Here is a 20,180-nt window from a genome sequence, read left to right on the forward strand (position 1 = left end):
TGTCCCGCAATCGGCCTTTGGCTTCGATCGACTGCAGGGCCGCGGGCTATCGGCCGCGCCTCCATCGCGAAGGCGGCAGCTCCAAGGAGCTCCGGCGCTGTGTGAGCGACTGGGTACTCGACGGGGTCGAGGGCCTGCCTGTGCGGGAGATATCGGGTGGTTACGCAGAGGGGTGGGGCACCTGGTGTCTCAGGTGCCGTGGTCCCCGGCGCGCCGTATCGAGCCAGCATGGCCAGCACCGCTTGGTCGACCGCGTTGGTGATGGCGGAGTCGTCAGGCTCCCAGCGTGCGAGCAGCATGCGCGGCCAGAACACGTAGTTGGAGATCATCCCGAGGAATTGGGTCGCTGCTATCTCCGCATCGTCAAGCCGGGCTGTACCAGCGGCGTTTTCCGCTGCCAGGTAGCGGCGGACCGATTCGAAGTAGGGCATCTTGCCGAGCCCGTCAGCGCTGCCCGCAGCACCGCCCGCCCCTGGGTCCGCTGTCGCCAGGCGGGCCACCACCGCGTCCGCCAGCGAGGTCGCCTCGTCCGTGTTGATACCGCGCTCGGTCGCGTGCCTCAAGATCTGTGTGCGTACGAGGGTGAGCTGGGCGCGGTCCAGCTCGGTCAGGGTGCCGGGGAGAGCCGCGGTGCCCCGACACAGGACCCGGCGCAGTCCGGAGCGGCCCCGCTCGACCAGGCCGTCGGTGGCGACGTCGAGCGCGGGACGGGCCACCTGGTCGAGAACGAGCCACACCACGGCGGTGACCAGGGCAGTGGCCTCGGCCAGACCGAACCCGAGCGGTTCCCTGCGTGATCCCCGCCCGGCAAGGACCGGGCGGCCTCCTCGTCGTCGAACCGGAACAATCCCTCGACAAGGGGCAGCTCGTGCGGCGCGTGCTCGGTCACCACCGCACGCACCACGTACCGTACCTTCGTCGTTCCGACCTCGTCGGTCACCGTGAACTCCCGTACGCCGACGACCCGTTGAGGTCCATGGCAGCACAGGGACACCGTCGGTCGCCCCCCCGTCGCCGTATGCAGCCACAGTCCGCGCACCTTCAGCGCGGCGGCGAGTCTCCTCCCATTGCTGCCGTCGGCGATCCGCAGCGCCAGCGTCCGCGCGCAGGCCACCTTGCCGTGCCGGCGCAGCAGCAGTGTGAGCGCCCGGAGGTTGGCGCCCTCCAGGGCAAGGCCCAGGTTGTTCACCGCGACTTCGCGACGGCCGTCGCCGAGCTCGCGGACCATGGTTACCGTCTGAGAGTGGCGTCTGACCGCTTCCTGAGTCAGGGCCAAACCCTCAGCGCTTGGCGTGTCAAAACGACGCAGAACGCCAACTGGACCGTCCCGACGGTTCGGTGTCCCAGCCGCAGCAGCACCAGGCCCGTCACGCCGACCGCCAGTGCCAGAACGCCGAAGCACAGCACCGTCGTCCAGTCTGCGGATCGGGCAGTGGGTCGGCCGCTGTCTGTCGGGAGCTGGCTCCATCCGGCCCAGCCCCCGTACCGCGAGCACGATGACGACCAGCAATCCGGCCGCCACGTCCGCCAACAACACAAGCTGCAGGAGACAGCCAGCGGTGAAAACATCCCTTCTGCTGGAAGGACGCTTGTCGGCAAGTTCGGGCATGTCCGAATGGTCGTGCAGGATCCACCCCTCCCCGGCATCAGCAGCCACCGCTCGGTTTCATGTCAGCGGATCACCTGGGAAGACACCGCCTCATGATGAGTGGCGGTCAGCCTGCCGCCCTGCCGGGCCCCGGGGATGCATTTCTCTCCAACTTTGCAAGCAGGCGGCGTTTGACGGAGCCGTATCAGCGGCTTCGCAGTCGGCGGGCCTCGGCTTGGCGGTTCCGTCGGATCACGTCGCCGATGGTCTGACCGGTACCTTGTCGGCTCGACCGGGTGCTGCATCCGCCGCTGCACGAGGGCCTGGAACAGGAGTCAGCCGAACGCGCCCGGCTGCTTCGACCCGCCGCTGCGGCAGGCAGCTCGCGTCCTCCACCGTGACTGTCCCGGCCCCGGGCGGTGCCGAACCCGTCATTCCGTGGTGCAGTCGGGCCATGGCCTCACCGTCCACGGACCACCAGGACTCCGATGCGCCTCCCGGACGCGAACGCCCTTCCCGGCTGATCGACATCGCCGTCGGCCTGCTCTTCCTGGTCGCGGACGCGGTCATCGTCGTCGCCGCCGGGCTGCTGTTCGTCATGGTCGGCATGGGGAGCGCGGAGCCGCCGCACTCGGTGCAGCCCGCGCGCTCCCGGGACGTACCCGTCCTGGCGTGGCTCGTCGTCTGGGGCGTTCCGGCCGTGGCTGCGGCCAGCGCCGTCGTGCACGCCCGTCTGCGGATGCCCGTCACCGCCGTCGTGCAGGGCCTGTTCACCCTCGTCTGCACGCTGCTGGCCGTGGTCTGGACGCGCATGCTGCTGTCGTGAGGCCGGTCGGACCAAGATCGATTGTCAGTGGTGGGTGAGAGGATTGGAGCATCAAGTCGGAACAAGGGGGAGCTGTGATGACCGGAAGCCAGAATTACATCAACCACGTTGCTCTAGTACTGGATGCCAGCTCATCCATGTCGCACCTGAGCCGAAAGGTTGTCGAGGTCGCCGACCAGCAGATCGCCTATCTCGCCCGCCGTTCGAGGGAACTGGACCAGGAAACCCGCGTCACGGTGTACGTCTTCGCCGACAAGGTGGAGTGCGTCATCTACGACAAGGACGTGCTGCGCATGCCGTCACTGAAGCAGCTGTACCGTACCGGTGGAATGACGGCGCTCCTGGCGGCCGCACTGAAGTCGCAGCGGGAGCTGGCGCAGACCGCGCAACTGTATGGCGACCACAGCTTTTTGACGTTCGTCCTCACCGACGGCCAGGAGAACGCGAGCCACCGCTGCCGGGATTTCTCCGCCCAGGATCCACGCCAACTGGTCCAGGCCGTGGCCGAGATGATCGCGACACAGCAGGACAACTGGACGCTGGCCGTCCTGGTGCCCGATCAGATGGGCAAGCGCGAGGCCATGCAGTGCGGTTTCCCCAAGGACAACATCGCCATATGGGACGCCACCAGCACACAGGGCCTGGAGGAGGCCGGGCAGGTCATCCGGCAGGCCACGGAGAACTTCATGATGGGCCGCGCCCAGGGCATTCGGGGATCGCGCGCGGTGTTCTCCACCGGCGCGGAGGCGGTCAATGAGAACACCATCAAGGCAGCCGGCCTCACCCCGGTCGATCCGTCGAACTACCAATTGATCCCGGTCTCTCGCGACGCGGCCATCAAGGAATGGGTCATCGAATGCGGACACACCTACCGGACCGGTGGGGCGTTCTACCAGCTGAGCAAATCGGAGAAGATTCAGGCGCAGAAGCAGATCGCGGTCCTGGAGAAGAAGACGGACCGCGTGTACTCGGGACCCGAAGCCCGGGCTCTGCTCGGCCTGCCCGACACGGAAGTTCGCGTCAAGCCGGACCACAACGACCACTTCACCATCTTCGTGCAGAGCACCAGTGTCAACCGGAAACTCGTGCCCCAGACGCGGCTGCTGCTCATGATCTGAATTCGATGTGAGACCGAGCGGGGTGCCGGAGAATTCACCGCTCTCTCCCCCGTCGCGGCCGGGCGTCAGGTGGCGGCCGAACAGCACGCTGTGCGACATGCTGCCGCCGCTTGCGTCTTCTCCCCGAGGCCGTCCCACACGCGGCCGACAGGTCGCCCTCCTTCAGTGCGTGGTCGGCGACAGACCGAGTTCGCGTTCTCCGAGTGAGTTAAGAAGCGCCCGACAGCAGCATCGGTGACTCCGCGACTCGGCATGCAAGGTCTCTGCGGCTTCCTTGAAGGCAGGAGGTACGGAGCTGCCGCACGACGACGTCCAGGCGCCATAGGGCGGCGATCTGGTCCTCGGTCAGGGCCTTGGTGCGGCGGCGGCGCCGGCCGCCGTTCGATGCCGATGGTCGGGTCGCATTCGATCCAGCGGGGGCGCTGCCACCAGCCGATCGCCTTGCGTGCGATGGAAAGTTCGCAGTTGACGGTGTCGGCGTCCATCCCGTCCGCCCGCATTGCCGCCAACTCGACCAACACTTCCGGCGGCAATGCCGGGGCGTCGATCGCGGCGACGGGGGGAGGACGGGCGGCTTCGCGCCCCGGCGGGCGGGCCCGGGTGCGCGGCAGCCGGAGTGCACCCGCTCTCGAATTCGGTGACCGGTGCGATCGCCACCCCCGTCCCAGCCCTTCCGGTCCTGCCGTAGAAAGTGCGGCGGACACCTCACCCTCCCGATCCGATCGGCCCACCACAGGTCGCGATGATCACGGCAGAGGCGCTGACGAGTGGATCCGGCATTTACTGCGGCAGCCCTGTCCGGGACAGGGTCCGGACATGGCCCCGGACCAGCCCGGACAGTCGGCGAACTGTCCGGGACAGCCGGCTCTCATTGCTTCACCTGTCGTTGGTCAGCAGCCTGTGTGGTGTCCGGCCGGCCGAACGGTCGCCCCGGCACAGCCCGCTGCGTCGATGAATCACTCTCCGCACAGCGAGCTGCTCCTGAACTACAACCGTCGATCCGCGACGTGTGGATGACATCCGTATTCCCCTGCTCAGCGGACGCTCAGCAGGACCATGGAGGAGGAAACCTTGCAACTGTTCAAAGGACTCGGAGTGACCATCGCCGTGACCGCGGCAGCCTTCGCGATGATGCCGGCAGCGTCAGCATCCGCTCAGGCGGACACCGTCTCCGCCCCTCAGGCTCCCGCAGCCGTGAACTGCAACTGGGACCCGAGCGGGTCGGGCGGCGGCGTGAGCCTTGTGACCAACAAGGAGATTCGACTCAGGTATGGGCCGGCTGCGCGCTGCGATTTCATCGGGTGGAGCGACATGGGCGTGCCCACGCAACTGTGGGCTGTGTGCAAGTACCGCAACCCCGATTCGGGCAACACCTGGTACTACGTTGACCCGGCCGGCTCCACTTGGCGGAATGGCTGGATCTACTCCGGCAACGTCGACGTCGGTTCGGGGACGATCCGCAACTGCTGAACAGGATCCGGAGTTCGTGTCCCAGGGTGAGCTTCCCGGTGTACGCACATGAAGGCAGAGCCCTTTCGATGCTGACCGTCCTCGGCGGCTCCCGTCGGGTCGGTCTCGCCGTGGCCTTCGGCCTCATGGTCACCGCCCGGCGCTACATCGCTTCCGCCCACGCCTGACATCGCACCACGAGAAGCGGCGCCCGAAGCCATAAGAGGTGGCTTCGGGCGCCACTTGGGTGTCGTTGCAGAAGTCGGCGACGCCGCCCTTGGCGAGGCACCATCGCTCGATTCAGCGATGGCCCGGCCCCGGTGGAAGGCATGGCGCGTGATGTGGACGCTGCCGCAGCCGATGCCGGCCACCACCGAGCCGGATCCCGCTCTGCCGTCGGCTTGGGCCGGCGAGTTGAGGTGGGACGGGTTCCGGGCTCTGGTCTCCGTCGACGCGGGGCGAGTGGTGCTGCGTTCGAGGCGGGGCACCGAGATGGGGCCGTCGCTCCCGGAGGTGGTGGCCGGCACTGCGCAGCTGCCGGGACGCGACCGCGCTCGACGGGGTCATGTGACCTGTGGGGGTGTCTCAGCCCCACAGGTGTCTCAGGCGGCGCAGCTCCCATGGACGAGACGTGACGGGAGTCGCGACCACGTTCCGCAGCGGCCGCTCAGAGGTGGCCGTCCAGGAACTTCCGTAGCTCGGCGATGGTCATAGGCCCCGTGCCGTGCGCCACCGCCTCTCCCTCCTTCAGCAGGACGTAGGACGGGGCTCCGGTGATCCCGTATCGCTCGGTTGCGGCCGGACATCGCGTGATGTCGGCGCGGACGGCCGTCAGGCGGCCCGTGTAGTCGTCGGCGATGCCACTCACGACGAGGTCCATCACCCGGCAGGGCTCGATTGCCTTGGGCCATGTCCCGGTGAAGTATGCGAGGACCGGAACTCTGCTCATCCCGAGGATGAAATTGAACTCCGCGTCCTCACGGGGGCGGTGAACCCGCTTCGTCATGGAGGCTCCTGACCTCACGTTCCGGAATTCCATCCCCATCATCCCTCGCGCGGTGTGCCAGGCCGGCCCGGCCGGTCGTCCGGTTGACCTGTCGGAAGGGAGGCACGGGGCCGTCGCGGAACCACGGTGGTCCCCGGCGCGAGCGGCCCGGCCCCCAGCCCCTGGTGACCCGGCTTGGCCGCCCCGCCGGTCACCCGGCTGCAGCCCGCCGCGCGCCCGTGGGCCAGCTCGTGCCAGGACAGCGCCCTGAACGACGACATGAAAGCCGTGTTCCAGGACGTAGCGGCCCAGATCATCGACCAGATGCTCGATGAGCGCGTCGACGAGCGGGCCTGGGCGCATCGTCCACCGGATCCAGTCGTCGTGGACGGTCGAAGTACGCGTCAGCCGGCCCGAAGACCGACCGCCAGCGTCAGTTCAAGGACCCGGTGTGGCGATGCGAGATCCGGAAACAGCTCCCGCAGCTGCGACATCCGGTACCGGACTGTCTGGGGATGGACGAACAACGCCGCCGCCACCTCGTCCCGTCTGCCCTGGTGCAGCAGCCACTCCCGCAACGTCTCCTCCAGCCGCCGTGCGGTCGCGACAGGCAAGGTCCGCAACGGTGCGAGGGCTCGGGCACGCAGGTCTGCGAACGCGTCCGCGTCCGCGCTCAGCACCAGCTCGGGCAGGTGGTCCTCGGTGTCGCGGATATCGGAGGAGAGGGAGCGTGCGCGTACGGCTCGTGCGTACGAGGCGGACGCACGAGTCCATGGCCGGGCTGGGCCCGCCACGGCGGTGCGGTCGGTCAGCTGCCGCAAGAGATGTGATCGGTCGGCGTCGGGGACGAGCAGCACACCGGTGGTGTCCGGCAGATCGTCCAGGACGAGGGTGCTCGGGTCGAGCGCGCGGTAGGCGGGCCGGGCCTGGGCGGCGGGCAGCAGGACCGCGGTCAGCGAGACCGGAGGCTGCCACCCGGCCCTTTGAGCAGAGACCAGCAGCACGTCCGGGCTCGCACTGGCGAGGAGGTCGCGAGCCAGGTGCTCCAGGTGGCGCTCGTGATCCCTGCCCCGGGCCGCCAGTTCGTCGGCGTGGCCCGCGGCGCTCGCGGCGGAGAGCTCGTCGATGTAGGCGAAGGTCAGCTCGGCGAACTTGGCGACCTCGGCGGCGGGCAGACCTGCGGGTACGGCCCCCGCTGCCAGGCATCGCCAGGCCACGCGGGCGCCGACGCGGTAGGCGCTGAGCAGGGCGTCCATCGAACGGCCGTCGCGGACCTCGCCGCGGCCCAGCTCGTAGGCCGCGTCACCGCCGTCGCCGCCCGTGGCATTCCCGCTCGCGAGGTCCAGGTAGTGCCCCAGGGCGGTGCGGACGGCTCGGCGGATGGTGGCGCCCATGTGGCCCGAGAGGGCGTTGGCGTAGGGAGGGACCTCGTCGATGATCGCCTGGACGACCTCGTCGGCGGTGGCCTTCAGCGCAGCCCGAAGTACTGTGACCGTCGTCTCATCCAGGGCCAGTTCACTGGCCCTGCGGATTACATGGCTCATGTTTTATTCCCTGCGAACAATTCAGCAGGCCAGATTTACGTCCTGCGGTCAGGACTTTACGCCCTGAGGCGCAGCAAGCTGGAGCCATGACGAGTACAGCCCTCCGCAGCAGGGCGTGGAAACTACTGGAGATGGTCACGACGCCGCTGCTGCCGTCTGACTACCTCGACCTGGTCAGCCCGCTGCGTGCGGGCGCTGACCTGCGTGGGCGCATCGAGGCCGTGCACCCCGAGACGGGGGACGCCGCGACCATCGTGATCAGGCCGGGACGGGGCTGGCGCGGCCACACAGCCGGTCAGTATGTGCGGATCGGGGTCGACGTCGACGGGGTGCGCCTGTGGCGTGCCTACTCGCTCACCTCGCCGACAAACCGCCAGGACGGCCGCGTCACGATCACCGTGAAGGCGATCCCGGACGGCAAGGTCAGCAATCACCTGGTCCGCAGAGCGAAACCGGGCACGCTGATCCAGCTCGACCAGGCGACCGGTGACTTCGTGCTGCCGCAGGCCAAGCCCGCCAAGGTGCTCTACCTGACAGCCGGCAGCGGCATCACGCCGGTGATGGGCATGCTGCGCGACACCGAGTTCGACGACGTCGTCATGGTCCACTCCGCGCCACAGCCGCACGACGTGATCTTCCGCAACGAGCTGCACGACCTGGTCGCGGACAAGAAGCTGCGACTCACCGAGGTGCACACCGACACAGACGGCATGCTCGACATCGCCCGTCTCGACGAACTCGTGCCCGACTGGGCCGAGCGCGAGACCTGGGCCTGCGGGCCCGCCGGCCTGCTCGACGCCGCCCAAGAGCACTGGACCGAGCATGGCGTCCTAGAGCGCCTGCACACTGAACGCTTCCGCCCCAGCATCGTCGTCGCCGGCGACGGCGGCGAGGTCACGTTCAGCGCCACCGGCAAGACCGTCGACGCGGACGGCGCCACGCCGTTGCTGGACGTCGGCGAGGAGGCCGGCGTGATCATGCCCTCCGGGTGCCGCATGGGCATCTGCTTCGGCTGCATCACGCCGCTCAAGGCGGGCGCCGTCCGTGACCTGCGCACCGGCGAGATCACCGAGGCCGAGTCGGGCGTCCTCATCCAGACCTGTGTGTCCGCCGCGGCGGGCCCCTGCGACATCGAACGGTAGGAGCACCTTGACCGCCATCGACCCCACCGCCCACCTGACCGCGGAGCAGATCGAGGAGCTCGGCCGCGAGCTGGACGCGATCCGCGACGAGGTGATCGCCGGCCGCGGCGAGAAGGACGCCGCCTACATCCGCAAGGTCATCTCGGCGCAGCGCAAGCTCGAGCTGGTCAGCCGGGGCGTGCTGCTGTTCTCGTTCTTCCCGCCCGCGTGGATCATCGGCACCGCCGGTCTGTCCGTGGCGAAGATCATGGACAACATGGAGATCGGCCACAACATCCTGCACGGCCAGTGGGACTGGATGCGAGACCCGAAGATCCACTCCACCACCTGGGACTGGGATCACGTCTCGCCGGCCGACCAGTGGAAACACTCGCACAACGAGCTGCACCACACGTACACCAACGTGATCGGCAAGGACAACGACCTCGGCTACGGCATCATGCGCGTCGACGAGGACCAGAAGTGGCACCCCTTCCACCTGGGCCAGCCGCTGTGGAACTTCATCAACGCCTGCTTCTTCGAGTACGGCATCGCGGCGTACGACCTGGAGCTCGGCAAGAACCTGCACAAGCGCCGCCGCAACAACCCGGAGTTCCGCGCGCGGGCCAGGGCCGTGGGCCGCAAGATCCGCAAGCAGGTGCTCAAGGACTACGTGATCCACCCGCTCCTGTCGGGCCCGTCGTTCCTCACCACGCTCGCCGCCACGTTCACCGCGAACCTGGTCCGCAACCTCTGGACCCACTCGGTGATCATGTGCGGGCACTTCCCCGAGGGCGTGCAGGTCTTCGAGCGCCGGTCGATCAAGGGCGAGACGCGCGGCCAGTGGTACCTGCGCCAGATGATGGGCTCGGCGAACATCAGCGGCAGCAAGGCCATGCACTTCATGACCGGCAACCTGTCGCACCAGATCGAGCACCACCTGTTCCCGGACCTGCCGAGCAACCGGTACGCCGAGGTCGCGGTGAAGGTGCGCGCGCTGTTCGAGAAGTACGAGCTGGAGTACGTCACCGGACCGCTGCCCAAGCAGGTGTTCTCGGCGTGGCACAAGGTCTTCCGGCTCTCGCTGCCGAACAAGAAGCCCAAGGTCAAGACGCCGGACCGCGAGCAGGAGCTCGTCGCGGCCTGATTCCCGGTACTGGTTCAGATCCTTCGGCCGTACCGGCGGCACCGCCGGGTTCGGTGAGATCCGTTGCGGACCCGGCCCACGCCGACGGAGACCAGGGCCCGCCACCCGTCCCACTTCGGCTCACCCGCCCATCCCGGCAGCAGCGCAGGGTCGGGCACAGGGGCGGCGGGTTCCGGCAGTGTCCACGTCACAGCACATGCCTCCCACCCAGCGCGCCCGTCCGCAGCCGAGTGCGCGTACGCACCCGACCACCGGCCCGCGACGGCCCTGGATGGCGGACCGGTCGTGTGGGAGCAGGAGCGGCTCGCATTCGAGCGGCTGCAGAACCGGCTGCGGCGGTGCGGCACAGGGGCAGCCCCGGCGACTGACGAGAGCCCCGATCCGAAGGTCGTGAGTGAGTTGCTGACCTGGGGGCGGTCGGCATGGAAGATGTGGTCTTCAAGCGGCTGGGCGGTGTGTACGAGCCGTCGGTGAGGGGCTGGCGGAAGTACAAGGTGCGCGGGACTACCAAGGCGATCGTCGGCACGGGCACCGGCTCCCTGGCTTCCCCGCGCTGTCTGCTGCGCGGCCGGTACGACGACCGTGGGCGCATGCAGCACACCGGCCGCACCACCCTCGCCCAGGCAACCGGCAGCACGGCCGCCGGAGGGAGACGCTGTCCATCGCGCTGGTGCGGCCCAAGCTGATGGAGGTCGGCGTCGACGTGGCCCGCGACGCCGCCGACAGTGGCGCCATCCCGCGCGAGTGCACCGCCCTGCACCGCACCGACCTCTCCCCTACTGACGTCCCCCTCGCTGCTCCGAGGCCGCCATGACCGCGGCCTGGCGCGGCGGTGGGCCGGAACCGACTCGGTTGGGTGAACGCGCCAGGGCAGGGAATCTCTGGGATCTGCGGCGCGTAGTGCCGGGCATGAAGCCGATCAACGAAGCGCACGTGGCGCTGCCGGGACTGGCCGCCGTCGACGTCTTGGCGCGCCAGGAGCCGGACTCGTAGCATCCCTCGCCAGAGTCGCAGGCCGGTGGGCAGGAGTTGCGGTAACGAGAATGCGTCACGGTGACGGAAGTTCTTTCGGAGTTCGGCGGTCAACGGATGTCGAGAACGTGCCACCGGCTCCGTCCCAGGGACATCAGCGGCCACCACCGGCCGCGCGAGGAAGAAGGAGAAGCCAGCATGGCGATTCAGCGGATGGACAACGTCGGCATCGTCGTCGAGGACATGGATGCCGCCATCGCGTTCTTCGTGGAACTCGGTATGGAGCTGGAGGGCAGAGGGGAGGTCGAGGGTCTCGTCGCCGACCAGTGCACCGGACTCGACGGTGTCCACTGTGACATCGCGATGGTCCGGACCCCGGACGGTCACAACCGACTCGAGCTGGCGAAGTACCGCAGCCCCGCGGTGATCAGTGCCGGGCCACGCAACCGGCCTCACAACATTGTGGGCACGCACCGCGTCATGTTCGCCGTCGACGACATCGAGGACACCGTTGCCCGTCTGCGCCCTCACGGCGCCGAACTCGTCGGCGAGATCGCCCGGTTCGAGGACAGCTATCTGCTCTGCTACCTCCGCGGCCCGGAGGGCATCATCGTCGGACTGGCCGAACAACTGCGCTGACTTTTGCTGAGAACCCAGTTCGTGAAAGAGGTAGCCGTCGACAATGTCAGCTGCAGACCGTCCAGCAGGGGCTTGGCCTGGCCCGCGGCGTAGTTGGGGCCGCTGTCCCGCGCGCTCCAACCGCCACCTGCAGAGAGGTTGACGGGCGTGCTCGTGAGGGCGTTACCGGAAGCAGCAGCTTTGAATACTTGCTGTATCCCGCCACAATGCTTGCGCCGCTCGGGATGGATCCAGGCTGGTGATCGACCACTGTACCGAGAGATTTTCCAGGCAGGAGACCGCGCTGACTCTCGCATCCAAGTCCCCCTCCTAGTTGAGGCCGAAGCAATTTCGTTCTATCTAGAATCTTTCGGATTGTGGGGGTCCGGTGCTCTTCGCTTACCGCCACCGGCAACGCGCATCGGCTGTCGCGGGGCCGACTGCAACACCGCCCGTGGCCGTGGCCACTTCCCACGAAGCGACAATCCCCGACCGCCTCTGACACCACGGGCCCGGGACGGCATGCCGCATAGCCGCGCTGAGCCGTCCTAGCAGTGGCGCGAGCCGGCGGGGTGTCAGGTTCGTGCGCCAGCAGGCCGCGACCAGGAGCGCAGGGTCCTACCGGGGTAGCGACAAGGGGCGTCCCGGGCGCCGCTGGTCGGCGCCCCCAGGCGGTCATAGCTGCCGGGGGCGGAATCCGGCAGAGCAGTCGCCCCCCCCAGAGCCTCACGCGCGCCGCACGAACGGTAGTTACGGGACAGTCCGTAGGCGACAACACGCACGCTGGACGCACTCACAGCGTTCGGGTCCGCGCAGCCTCACAGCCTGGATCTCAGCACGTCGACCTCACAGCCCGGCGCGGACGGGTCGAAGCCGTGCTCGACCAGCCAGCGAATCCCCAGCAGGCTTCGCAACGACCACCAGGCACGGATCACGTCGAGGTCGACGTCGGTGCCATAGCCGGCTACGACGTCGCCGAGGTGCTCCTCGTGTCCGAGCGTCAAAGTGGCGAGGTCGAACAGGGCATCGCCCTGGCCCGCCTCGGACCAGTCGATGATGCCGGTGATCTCGTCGCCGTCGACGAACACGTGAGCGATCTGGAGGTCGCCGTGCGTGAACACCGGAGTCCACGGCCGGAGTGCTGCCTCCGCGACCTGGCGGTTGCGGGTGACCAGGTCAGGGGGAAGGACGCCGTTCGTCACGAGCCACTCGCACTCGGCGTCGAGATCCGCCGCGAACTCATCGATGCCCCGGCCGCTCCGGCCGGGCCAGGGCGGCAACGGCGCGTCGTGCAGCTTCCGGGTGGCGGCACCCGCCTTGGCCCACGCCGCCGGCGACGCGGCAGACGGCTCACCGAGGCGGCCGAGCGCCGTCCCCGGGACCGCGGCGATCGCCAGCACGGGCGGCTTGCGCCACAGGACCTCCGGGGTCGGGACCGGCGCCAAGGCCATCGCCTCGACCTCGGCATCGACACGCGCCTGATCGGCATCCACCTTCAGGAACACATCGCCGACGCGCAGAGTCGCGCGCTCGGAATGGGCGACGACGACCTTGACCTCATCCATGGCGACCAGCATCCCGGGATGACCATCGCCAACACCGGGTCTACCGCGTGCGATTGCGCGGCTGACCGCGTCCCGCTGACGGCGGCTGCGTGCACTCCCCTAATCCTTAACCGCTGAGCCGCACTTCAGCACCACCCGGATCACCGTGTACCGCGGACACCCGCCTCTGGTGGAGTCCGGAGCGGCCGTAGCACTGCCATCCCTTCCTCGAGCGCGACCTTCATGGCGAAGTCGAACCGGTCGACCTCCGAACACAACTCCACATCCGTGGGGTGAGCGCCGCGGCGTCGCCCACTGCGCAGGTCGTCCGCGGCTGGGGAGGTGCGGGCACCATGAAGATAGGGCCCGGGGTCGACACGATCCCCGGCCAGGAGCCGGTCCAAGTACTCGGCGCAGGCCAGATCCTCGGCGGCACGGCCGTCCTCACCGGTGGCAACGAACGTCACCGAGTCGGCGTCGGCATCCATCAGCGCTCGTGCCGTCGCGCCAGCCACGGCGAAACTGGCGCACAACGCCAGTTTCGCCTCGACAACTGCCAGGGCCCCGACCGTTCCCGCAGTGGTCTTCTGAATCACGGTGCGGCCGACCAGGTCGGCCTCCTGGAGCAGGGCAGGGGAGTTGACCAGGTCGAACCCGGTGACCAGTGCCCCGTCCTTGAGTGCGAGCCAACCCGGGTGACCAGCCTTGATCTCCAGTGCCTCACCCTCGTCGGCAGCGAGAACGATCTTGTCTGCCCCGCGGTGGAACGCCCATGCGGCGGTGGTGAACGCCCGCATCACATCGATCACAACAGCTACCTGTTCGGTGCCGTCCACGCCGGGTATTCCGACTACTCGCGAGTCCATGCCGGGATGGTTGCAGCCCGCTGAAGCGGTCCACAAGGCAGTTAACGATCTTTCGGCGACTCGGGACTGGTGGCCGACTGCCTCACGGGCACACGTTCAAAGCATCGGGCGGTTCAGAGGGGAGGTCAGCGGCTCGTCGCCTGTGGTCCTGTGGTCAGGTGTCAGGCACTACCGCCGCCGATGCCACCAACGCCCGCAATCTCGACCGCAGTAGTGGGCCGCGGGTTCGGCCGTATTCCGGTGGCGGGCAGGGCCGCCGCTCCGACATGATCGCGAGCATGCCTTCTACAGTGACGAACATTGCGATCGACTGTGCGAACGCCTACCGGCTGGCGCAGTTCTGGAGCGATGTGACCGGACAACCGCTGGATCCCGAGGACAAACCGGGTGACGACGAGACAGAGGTCATGCTGCCCGGCGGCCCGGCTTTGCACTTCAACGAGGTTCCAGAGCCGAAGTCGACCAAGAACAGGCTCCATCTGTGCCTGCGCCCGGACACCTCACGAGAAGCAGAGGTCGAGCGGCTGCTGAAGCTGGGCGCCTCCCTGGTCGCCGATCATCGCAAGCCCGACGGCTGGGGCTGGGTCGTTCTCGCCGACCCGGAAGGCAACGAGTTCTGCGTACTGCTGGCCGAATCCGAGCGGGCGGCATTGTCCTCGTGACGGTGTAGCGGGGTGGGGCTTCGCTGGCGGTCCGCTCTGCCCGACGCGGTGCGTGCAGTGCAGTGCAGTGCAGTGCAGTGCAGTGCAGTGCAGTGCAGTGCATCATCAACTACTGGCGAGGCCGCCCGGTTCTGAATGTCGATGGCGGCTTCGGAGCGAAGACGGAGGAATGGGTGAAGGCATTCCAGCGGGGGTGGCAGGGCAAAGACACGGCAGCAAGTTCGCTTCCATCCGCATACCTTGGAGGTCGTGATGCGTGCAGGCATCGTCGTCAGCGCGCACCCCGGAGTGGAGGACCTCGCCGTGCGGGCCGAGGAGTTGGGCTTGCACAGCTTCTGGGTCAATGACACCCCGATGGTCCACGGCGATCCCTTCGTCGCCTTGAGCCTGTGCGCAAGGGCCACCAGCCGCATCAGGCTCGGCATCGGCGTGACCTCACCGGCGCTGCGCTCGGCTCCGGCCGCCGCAAGCGGGCTCGCCAGCCTGAACGCCCTGGCACCGGGCCGGATCATCTGCGGCGTCGGCACCGGGAACACCGCCCGGCGCACCCTGGGCATGCGGCCGACGACGACGGCCAGGCTGGAGAACTTCACCGCCGCATTGCAGGACCTGTGCGCCGGACGCTCGACCGAATACCGCGAAGGTGACCGGGTCCGCGACATCCGGTTCCTGCACACCGGGGCGCACGTGAACACCGCGGACCCGATCGAGTTCGTCATGGCCGTGCTCGGGCCGCAGGCCGCCGGCGTCGCAGGCCGCCGCGGCACCGGCCTCATCTCCTTCGGCCTGCTGGACCCCACCGCCTGGCACGCGCTGCACGATGCCCGCCACCACGCCGCCCAAGAATCCCCCCGCGACCCCGACTCCCCCACGGACTCCTACCTGGTCACCTCGCTCTATGTACTCGACGAGGACGAAGACCCCAACGGCGACGCGCCCCGGGACGCGACCGGCCACCTCATCCTGTCGCTGCTGGCCTTCGCCGCCGACACAGCCGCCGAAAATCCTGCCTTCGCCGAGCAACTGGGCCCTGAGGAACGCGAGGCGGTGCGGCTGCTCCTCGACCGGCGCGGCACCACCGCCACCGCGCCGGACCGGCACACCAAGCTCTACCCCAACTACCTCGGACGCATCGCACCGCAGGACCGGGACCTGGTTCTGCCGTCGCTGATGAACACCCTGGCCCTGGTCGGCACCCGCGACGACCTTCTCGCCCGCATCGCCACCCTGGAACAGGCCGGCATCGACGAACTCCTCATCCAGCCGGTGATCGACCCGCCCACCGAGATGGCCCAGCTCGCGAAACTCCTCACCTGAGCGGACCCGCCCGCCGCTCATCCATGACCTGCACACCAACAAGGCCACCAGGATCTTGCGATAGGCCTGCGTCTCCCCCCTTCCCCTGTGACACCGCCGTCGGAGCAATTCGTTCGGCTTTGAACGGTGACTCGCGTAGCGTGCCCCAGTCATCGAGGCGGAAGGCGGGTTGTGAACGTGGCACCCAAGAACGTGACGCGGGAGCAGTTGGCGGGTGCGGCGCGGGCCGCGCTGGGTGGCGGGCGGCGGCTGGAGGCGGTCGAGCGGCTCGCGGGCGGCACCACGAAGGGTGTCTACCGGCTGACGATGGACGATGCCATGACGGCGATCGCCTACCTGTGGGAGGACTCCGAGAACTACTGGCCGGTCACTGAGCACGATGGTGACCTCGCCGACCCGTTCTCGCCCGGCATCGGGCTCGATCTGTTCGAGGCCGCGTACGCGCGGCTGGAGGCACTGGGCCTTCGGGTTCTCAAGATCCACCTGGTCGACCGTGACCGCGTCCACTACCCGGCCGACCTCGCGATCGTCGAGGACGTGCCCGGCGAGGACCTGATGGACTTGCGCAATCGCGACCCGCGCGCCGCGGCGCCGACCATGAAGCGCCTCTCCGAGAGCCTGGCGATGATGCGCGGCCACCGGGCGCCGGCGTTCGGCAAGGTGGCCCTGATCGACGCGGGCGGCACGTCACGTTCGGTCTCGTGCGAGCAGGCAGCGCTCGCCTTCGCGCTGCGCTGCCTCGCCGAGGCGGCCGCGCGCGACCGCTGGATCGCCGACGCCCGCGATCAGCTGGAGGAGCGGCTGCGTCAGCTGACCGCGGCGGTGCGGCCGCGTGCCGAGTACTCCGTCGTCCACGGCGAGTTGGGCCTGGACCACGTCATGGTCGACCGGGACGGCCGACCCGTCGTGATCGACATCGAGAACTTGCTGTATTTCGACGTCGAGTGGGAGCACGTGTTCCTACGCCTGCGCCATACCGACAGCCAATATCAGCAGTTGGCGGTGGACGGCCTCGACGAGGACCGCCTCGCCCTCTACAAACTCACCCAGCATCTGTCGCTGACGGCCGGCCCGCTGCGCCTGCTCGACGGGGACTTCCCCGACCGGGAGTTCATGCAAGGGATCGCCGAGCACCATCTGAATGAGGCGCTGGCGCTGGTTCCGGCGGGTTGATGAAGCGACCGCGGCCGGGGTGGCTGCCCCTGGGCGCCAGGTTGCCCGGCGGCTGGGTCGGTGATTGGGCGCCGACAAGCCGTCAGGAACGGAACTCCTCGGCGTGGTCTCGGGCCCACTGCGCGAAGGTGCGGGCGGGACGCCTGGTGACGGCTTCCGCCGTCGGCATGGGGCCGAAGGACGAGGGGTCGAAGGAGGAGGGGTCGAAGGAGGAGGGGTCGAAGGAGGAGGAGTCGACCCCTTCGGCCTGCGAGGGGTCCGGCTCATCGCCGCCGTAGTCCTCGAATCCGAGGAGGAAGTCGGCGTTCTCCGCCGCGAAGCCGCCCTGCTCGCGATAGATACCGCGGGCCTCCTGCGAAGTCACCGTCTCGAAGCGGATCTCCTCCCCCATCGCCTCGGCGATGAGCTCCACCTGGCGCCGGTGCGTGAGGAGTTCGGGCCCGTTGAGGGTGTAAGCCTGCCCCGAGTGGCCCTCCTCGGTCAGGGCGAGGCAGGCCACGTCGGCGATGTCCCGCTCATGCACCGGGAACCACGCGGCCTCCGGGAACGGGTCACGCACCACACGCTCCGCGCGGACGGGCGGCCCCCACAGGGCCAGCTTGTTCAGGGCGAACTCACCGGGGCGCACATGCGTCCACTCCACTCCCGACGCCTCGACCGCCTGCTCCACAGGCAGGTGGAATTCGGTGTCGAAGCCGCTGGTGACCGCTCCGGAGGAGAGCACCACGATGCGGTGCACGCCCGACGCCTTCGCCAGGGCGACCACCTCCTCGGCTGTGGCCGCGACAGGGAACAGGAAAAGCGCGTCGACGCCCTCAAGGGCGCCCGTCAGCGTCTGTGGACGGGCGAGATCGCCCTCGTGGACCCGGACCTCTGGCGGAAACGCCCCTGCCTGTGCCCTGCGGGTCAGTGCCCGCACGTCATGCTTCATCTCCACGAGTTGCCGCACGATGTTCCGCCCGACTTGGCCGGACGCCCCCGTCACCAGGATCGTCATCGTTCACCTTCCGTCTCGTTTCGTTCCGTCCGTCCGTCCGTCCGTCTGTCCGTCCGTCCGTCCGTCCGTCAGGTGTCGCGTGCCCCGATGCCGTTCTCCAGCGTGCGGATGACCCATGCGGAGGCACCATGGCGCGGCAGAGTCCCCCCGCTGACCGCCATACAGCCCGCGCACACGTGAGCCCACAGCACATGCTCGATCCACTCGACGCTCACTTCCGCGTCCAGGAGTCCCTCGGCCTGGCCTCGCCTGATCAGCCGCCCGATCTCGCTGGCCGCTGGATCGGGGTCGCTTCGCACGGCGACTGCCTGGGTGATCCGCGGGTCGCCGTACAGGAACAACACGTGATCGCCGACGTCGAGCATCGCGACCACCAGCCGGCGCAGCGCCTGCAGTGGCGGGCCCTGCTCGATGCGGGCCTCCTGCAATGACTCGTGGAGCCGATGGAGGGAGTGCTCGACGACCGCCGAGACGAGCATCTCCCGGTCCGGGAAGTACCGCTGGAGGGTGCTGCGCCCGACGTCCGCCGCCGCCGCGATGTCCGCCAGAGTGGCGTCACGCCGACGGGACAGCACGGACGCCGCAGCTCCGAGGATCACCCGTCGCGTACGGCCGCGGACTCCCGACTCGCGCATACTGCTGACCATGACCGCACCGTAGCGGTTGCCGCCCCGCAACTGGCAAGTACCGCCTCTTTATGGGGCGTTGACGCCCCATTTCTGTGGACGCCACTGTTCTCACGGAGACCGAAGGCCGCGCACCCTCCGGGGGCAGCGGGGTCAGTCGGGCTTGGTCACTTGACCATGTGGAAGTCGGGGTGCTGAAGCCACGCGGCCTCGACCTGGCCCAAAGGTTCAGACATGCAGGGTGGGCCGGTAGATGAGCTCCTGGATGTGGCCGTCGAGCGTTCGGTGCTCGATCAGTTCGAGGTCGAAGTCGGCTGCGCCCCGGAAGATCGGGTCCAGCCCGGTCCGGCCGGTGATCACAGGGAAGAGCGTCACCTGGACGCGGTCGACCAGACCGGCGGACATCAGCGCCCGGTTCATCGACAGGCTGCCGTGCGAGCGCAACGGCACCTCGGACTCCTCCTTGAGCCGGGCTACGACGTCGACGGCATCGCCGCTCACGACGTTCGCGTCCGGCCAGTCGAGAGCTCCCTTCAGGGTGGTCGACACGACCGTTGCCGGCAGGCTCCTCATCCTTGTCACCCATGGGTCACGCACATCGGATTCCTCGGTGCTCGAGGCCAGCATCCGCGCGAACGCCCGATAGGTGTTGGCCCCGAAGACCATCCGCTGTTCCTCGCCGTACAGGGCGAGGCGGTGGTCGAGGAGCTCGGGGCCCTGCTTGCCCCAGTAGCCGGTCCAGTCACCGCCGGCGGCACCGAAGCCGTCGAGGCTGGAAAAGACGTCGAACGTGTAGGACGCGGTCATGATGCTCTCCTCGAGTCGAGTCCGATTTGATCACGTGCTGGGGATATAGACCGGCAACCACGGCGAGACTCATCGCGCCTGGACTCCTGGAAGCGTCAGAGTGTTGCGGCGTGGGCCACGGTCATGTGCACGGGACGGACGGTGCGGACGGCGGGCGCGACCGGTGAGTGGCTCCGCGCGAAGACAAGCAGGCGCAGCACCGCGAACCGCGCGACACCGGCGAGCGCGCAGGCGGACAGATAGACGACCTGCTCGAGCACCGCACTGGGCGCGGCCACCCACTGGTGCAGAACCAGCATCGCCACGCACGTCGTCGCGTACGCGGCCGCCGCGGACCCGGCCGACTGCCCATGCTGGCGCCACGTCGCGCGCCGGCCGGCGCCGAAGGTGAAGCGGGCGTGCAACTCCGTCGCGATGAGCGTGGAAACGGTGGTGATCAGGGCGTTGGCCAGAACCCACGGGATCCAGGAGGCGAGCGCCGCCACGGCGAAGCTGGAGGCGAGCCCCACTCCGCCGCCGCAGAGTACGAAGCGGCAGAACGCGGTGAAGACGCTGGGTGCCGCCTGTTGTCGGCTCTGCGCTGCCATGATCCAACCCCCTTGACACGGCCTGCCGGCCTTCCCCCTTGTTGTTTCCTTAGATACAAACGCTACGTTGCGTTCACTGGATTGGCAACGCACTGACTAGCCATCATTGCCGTTTATGCAGCATGTGACCTCTATTTCGTTGCAATGAATTCGGGCTAACGCAACGACCCTTTGAGTATTCGTTGCAATGGATTGAAGGTGAATGCTCTGCCGGGTCACCGTTATTGCGCGAG

20 protein-coding genes and 2 pseudogenes are annotated in these 20,180 nt (G+C 68.3%); 11 read left to right on the plus strand and 11 right to left on the minus strand.

Features of this window, described 5'->3' with window-relative positions; translation table 11 throughout:
• Positions 1 to 269: 269 nt before the first annotated feature.
• Both ACFT32_RS00100 and ACFT32_RS00105 read right to left on the minus strand, forming a co-directional pair.
• Positions 270 to 431: pseudogene (locus ACFT32_RS00100) on the minus strand (TetR/AcrR family transcriptional regulator C-terminal domain-containing protein); the annotation flags it as partial.
• 176 nt (positions 432 to 607) lie between these two features.
• Entirely contained in the window at positions 608 to 1,228 is a 621-nt protein-coding gene (locus tag ACFT32_RS00105) for a hypothetical protein (RefSeq protein WP_382483935.1), read from the minus strand.
• An 814-nt stretch (positions 1,229 to 2,042) separates the two neighbouring features.
• Between ACFT32_RS00105 and ACFT32_RS00110 the strand changes: the two genes are divergently transcribed.
• From ACFT32_RS00110 to ACFT32_RS00125, 4 genes are all read left to right on the plus strand, one after another.
• A complete protein-coding gene (locus ACFT32_RS00110; protein ID WP_382483937.1) occupies positions 2,043 to 2,414 on the plus strand; it encodes a hypothetical protein in 372 nt (123 codons plus the stop codon).
• A 77-nt stretch (positions 2,415 to 2,491) separates the two neighbouring features.
• On the plus strand, positions 2,492 to 3,532 hold the full coding sequence (locus ACFT32_RS00115; protein WP_382483939.1) for a VWA domain-containing protein: 1,041 nt from the start codon (positions 2,492 to 2,494) through the stop codon (positions 3,530 to 3,532).
• Positions 3,533 to 4,588: 1,056 nt separating this feature from the next.
• Positions 4,589 to 5,002, plus strand: coding sequence for a hypothetical protein (locus ACFT32_RS00120; protein WP_382483942.1), 414 nt, complete (start codon positions 4,589 to 4,591; stop codon positions 5,000 to 5,002).
• 38 nt (positions 5,003 to 5,040) lie between these two features.
• Positions 5,041 to 5,169, plus strand: a complete 129-nt coding sequence (locus tag ACFT32_RS00125) for a hypothetical protein (protein ID WP_382483944.1) — start codon at positions 5,041 to 5,043, stop codon at positions 5,167 to 5,169.
• A gap of 479 nt (positions 5,170 to 5,648) precedes the next feature.
• Here the strand turns inward: ACFT32_RS00125 and ACFT32_RS00130 are convergent, their stop codons facing one another.
• Positions 5,649 to 5,987, minus strand: a complete 339-nt coding sequence (locus ACFT32_RS00130) for a thioredoxin family protein (protein WP_382483945.1) — start codon at positions 5,985 to 5,987, stop codon at positions 5,649 to 5,651.
• A gap of 383 nt (positions 5,988 to 6,370) precedes the next feature.
• Complete coding sequence (locus tag ACFT32_RS00135; protein ID WP_382483948.1) at positions 6,371 to 7,510, minus strand: PucR family transcriptional regulator; 1,140 nt, start codon at positions 7,508 to 7,510, stop codon at positions 6,371 to 6,373.
• 86 nt (positions 7,511 to 7,596) lie between these two features.
• Between ACFT32_RS00135 and ACFT32_RS00140 the strand changes: the two genes are divergently transcribed.
• The 4 genes from ACFT32_RS00140 (at position 7,597) to ACFT32_RS00155 (ending at position 11,389) form a co-directional block, all read left to right on the plus strand.
• Complete coding sequence (locus ACFT32_RS00140) at positions 7,597 to 8,652, plus strand: ferredoxin reductase (RefSeq protein ID WP_382483950.1); 1,056 nt, start codon at positions 7,597 to 7,599, stop codon at positions 8,650 to 8,652.
• Between the two features lie 7 nt (positions 8,653 to 8,659).
• Positions 8,660 to 9,778: a fatty acid desaturase family protein gene (locus ACFT32_RS00145; protein ID WP_382483951.1), complete on the plus strand. Its 1,119-nt coding sequence runs from the start codon at positions 8,660 to 8,662 to the stop codon at positions 9,776 to 9,778.
• Positions 9,779 to 10,200: 422 nt separating this feature from the next.
• A complete protein-coding gene (locus ACFT32_RS00150) occupies positions 10,201 to 10,464 on the plus strand; it encodes a hypothetical protein (RefSeq protein ID WP_382483953.1) in 264 nt (87 codons plus the stop codon).
• A gap of 484 nt (positions 10,465 to 10,948) precedes the next feature.
• The gene (locus ACFT32_RS00155) at positions 10,949 to 11,389 is read left to right on the plus strand and encodes a VOC family protein (RefSeq protein WP_382483956.1); all 441 of its coding nucleotides are present in this window, start codon (positions 10,949 to 10,951) and stop codon (positions 11,387 to 11,389) included.
• A 525-nt stretch (positions 11,390 to 11,914) separates the two neighbouring features.
• On the opposite strand, the pseudogene ACFT32_RS00160 reads toward ACFT32_RS00155, so the two are convergent.
• The 3 genes and pseudogenes from ACFT32_RS00160 to ACFT32_RS00170 all read right to left on the minus strand — a co-directional run.
• Positions 11,915 to 12,034, minus strand: a pseudogene (locus tag ACFT32_RS00160) (IS5/IS1182 family transposase); the annotation flags it as partial.
• A 152-nt stretch (positions 12,035 to 12,186) separates the two neighbouring features.
• Positions 12,187 to 12,933 carry a phosphotransferase family protein gene (locus ACFT32_RS00165; protein ID WP_382483958.1) on the minus strand — a complete coding sequence of 249 codons (747 nt, stop codon included), beginning with the start codon at positions 12,931 to 12,933 and terminating at the stop codon, positions 12,187 to 12,189.
• 140 nt (positions 12,934 to 13,073) lie between these two features.
• Complete coding sequence (locus ACFT32_RS00170; RefSeq protein ID WP_382486981.1) at positions 13,074 to 13,778, minus strand: 2-phosphosulfolactate phosphatase; 705 nt, start codon at positions 13,776 to 13,778, stop codon at positions 13,074 to 13,076.
• Positions 13,779 to 14,056: 278 nt separating this feature from the next.
• On the opposite strand from ACFT32_RS00170, the gene ACFT32_RS00175 reads away from it, so the two are divergent.
• The 3 genes from ACFT32_RS00175 (at position 14,057) to ACFT32_RS00185 (ending at position 16,930) form a co-directional block, all read left to right on the plus strand.
• The gene (locus ACFT32_RS00175) at positions 14,057 to 14,440 is read left to right on the plus strand and encodes a VOC family protein (protein WP_382483960.1); all 384 of its coding nucleotides are present in this window, start codon (positions 14,057 to 14,059) and stop codon (positions 14,438 to 14,440) included.
• A 252-nt stretch (positions 14,441 to 14,692) separates the two neighbouring features.
• Positions 14,693 to 15,757 (plus strand): LLM class flavin-dependent oxidoreductase, encoded by a 1,065-nt coding sequence (locus tag ACFT32_RS00180; protein WP_382483963.1) that lies wholly within the window; start codon positions 14,693 to 14,695, stop codon positions 15,755 to 15,757.
• Positions 15,758 to 15,949: 192 nt separating this feature from the next.
• The gene (locus tag ACFT32_RS00185; RefSeq protein WP_382486983.1) at positions 15,950 to 16,930 is read left to right on the plus strand and encodes a phosphotransferase family protein; all 981 of its coding nucleotides are present in this window, start codon (positions 15,950 to 15,952) and stop codon (positions 16,928 to 16,930) included.
• An 82-nt stretch (positions 16,931 to 17,012) separates the two neighbouring features.
• Here the strand turns inward: ACFT32_RS00185 and ACFT32_RS00190 are convergent, their stop codons facing one another.
• The 4 genes from ACFT32_RS00190 to ACFT32_RS00205 all read right to left on the minus strand — a co-directional run bounded on the left by ACFT32_RS00190 (position 17,013) and on the right by ACFT32_RS00205 (position 19,947).
• A complete protein-coding gene (locus tag ACFT32_RS00190) occupies positions 17,013 to 17,927 on the minus strand; it encodes an SDR family oxidoreductase (RefSeq protein ID WP_382483964.1) in 915 nt (304 codons plus the stop codon).
• 68 nt (positions 17,928 to 17,995) lie between these two features.
• A complete protein-coding gene (locus ACFT32_RS00195) occupies positions 17,996 to 18,574 on the minus strand; it encodes a TetR/AcrR family transcriptional regulator (RefSeq protein ID WP_382483967.1) in 579 nt (192 codons plus the stop codon).
• 207 nt (positions 18,575 to 18,781) lie between these two features.
• Positions 18,782 to 19,360, minus strand: a complete 579-nt coding sequence (locus ACFT32_RS00200) for a dihydrofolate reductase family protein (RefSeq protein ID WP_382483970.1) — start codon at positions 19,358 to 19,360, stop codon at positions 18,782 to 18,784.
• 95 nt (positions 19,361 to 19,455) lie between these two features.
• Complete coding sequence (locus ACFT32_RS00205) at positions 19,456 to 19,947, minus strand: GtrA family protein (protein WP_382483973.1); 492 nt, start codon at positions 19,945 to 19,947, stop codon at positions 19,456 to 19,458.
• Positions 19,948 to 20,180 lie beyond the last annotated feature (233 nt).

This window comes from Streptomyces sp. NPDC057002 (assembly GCF_042673825.1).
Classification (GTDB): Bacteria; Actinomycetota; Actinomycetes; order Streptomycetales; family Streptomycetaceae; genus Streptomyces.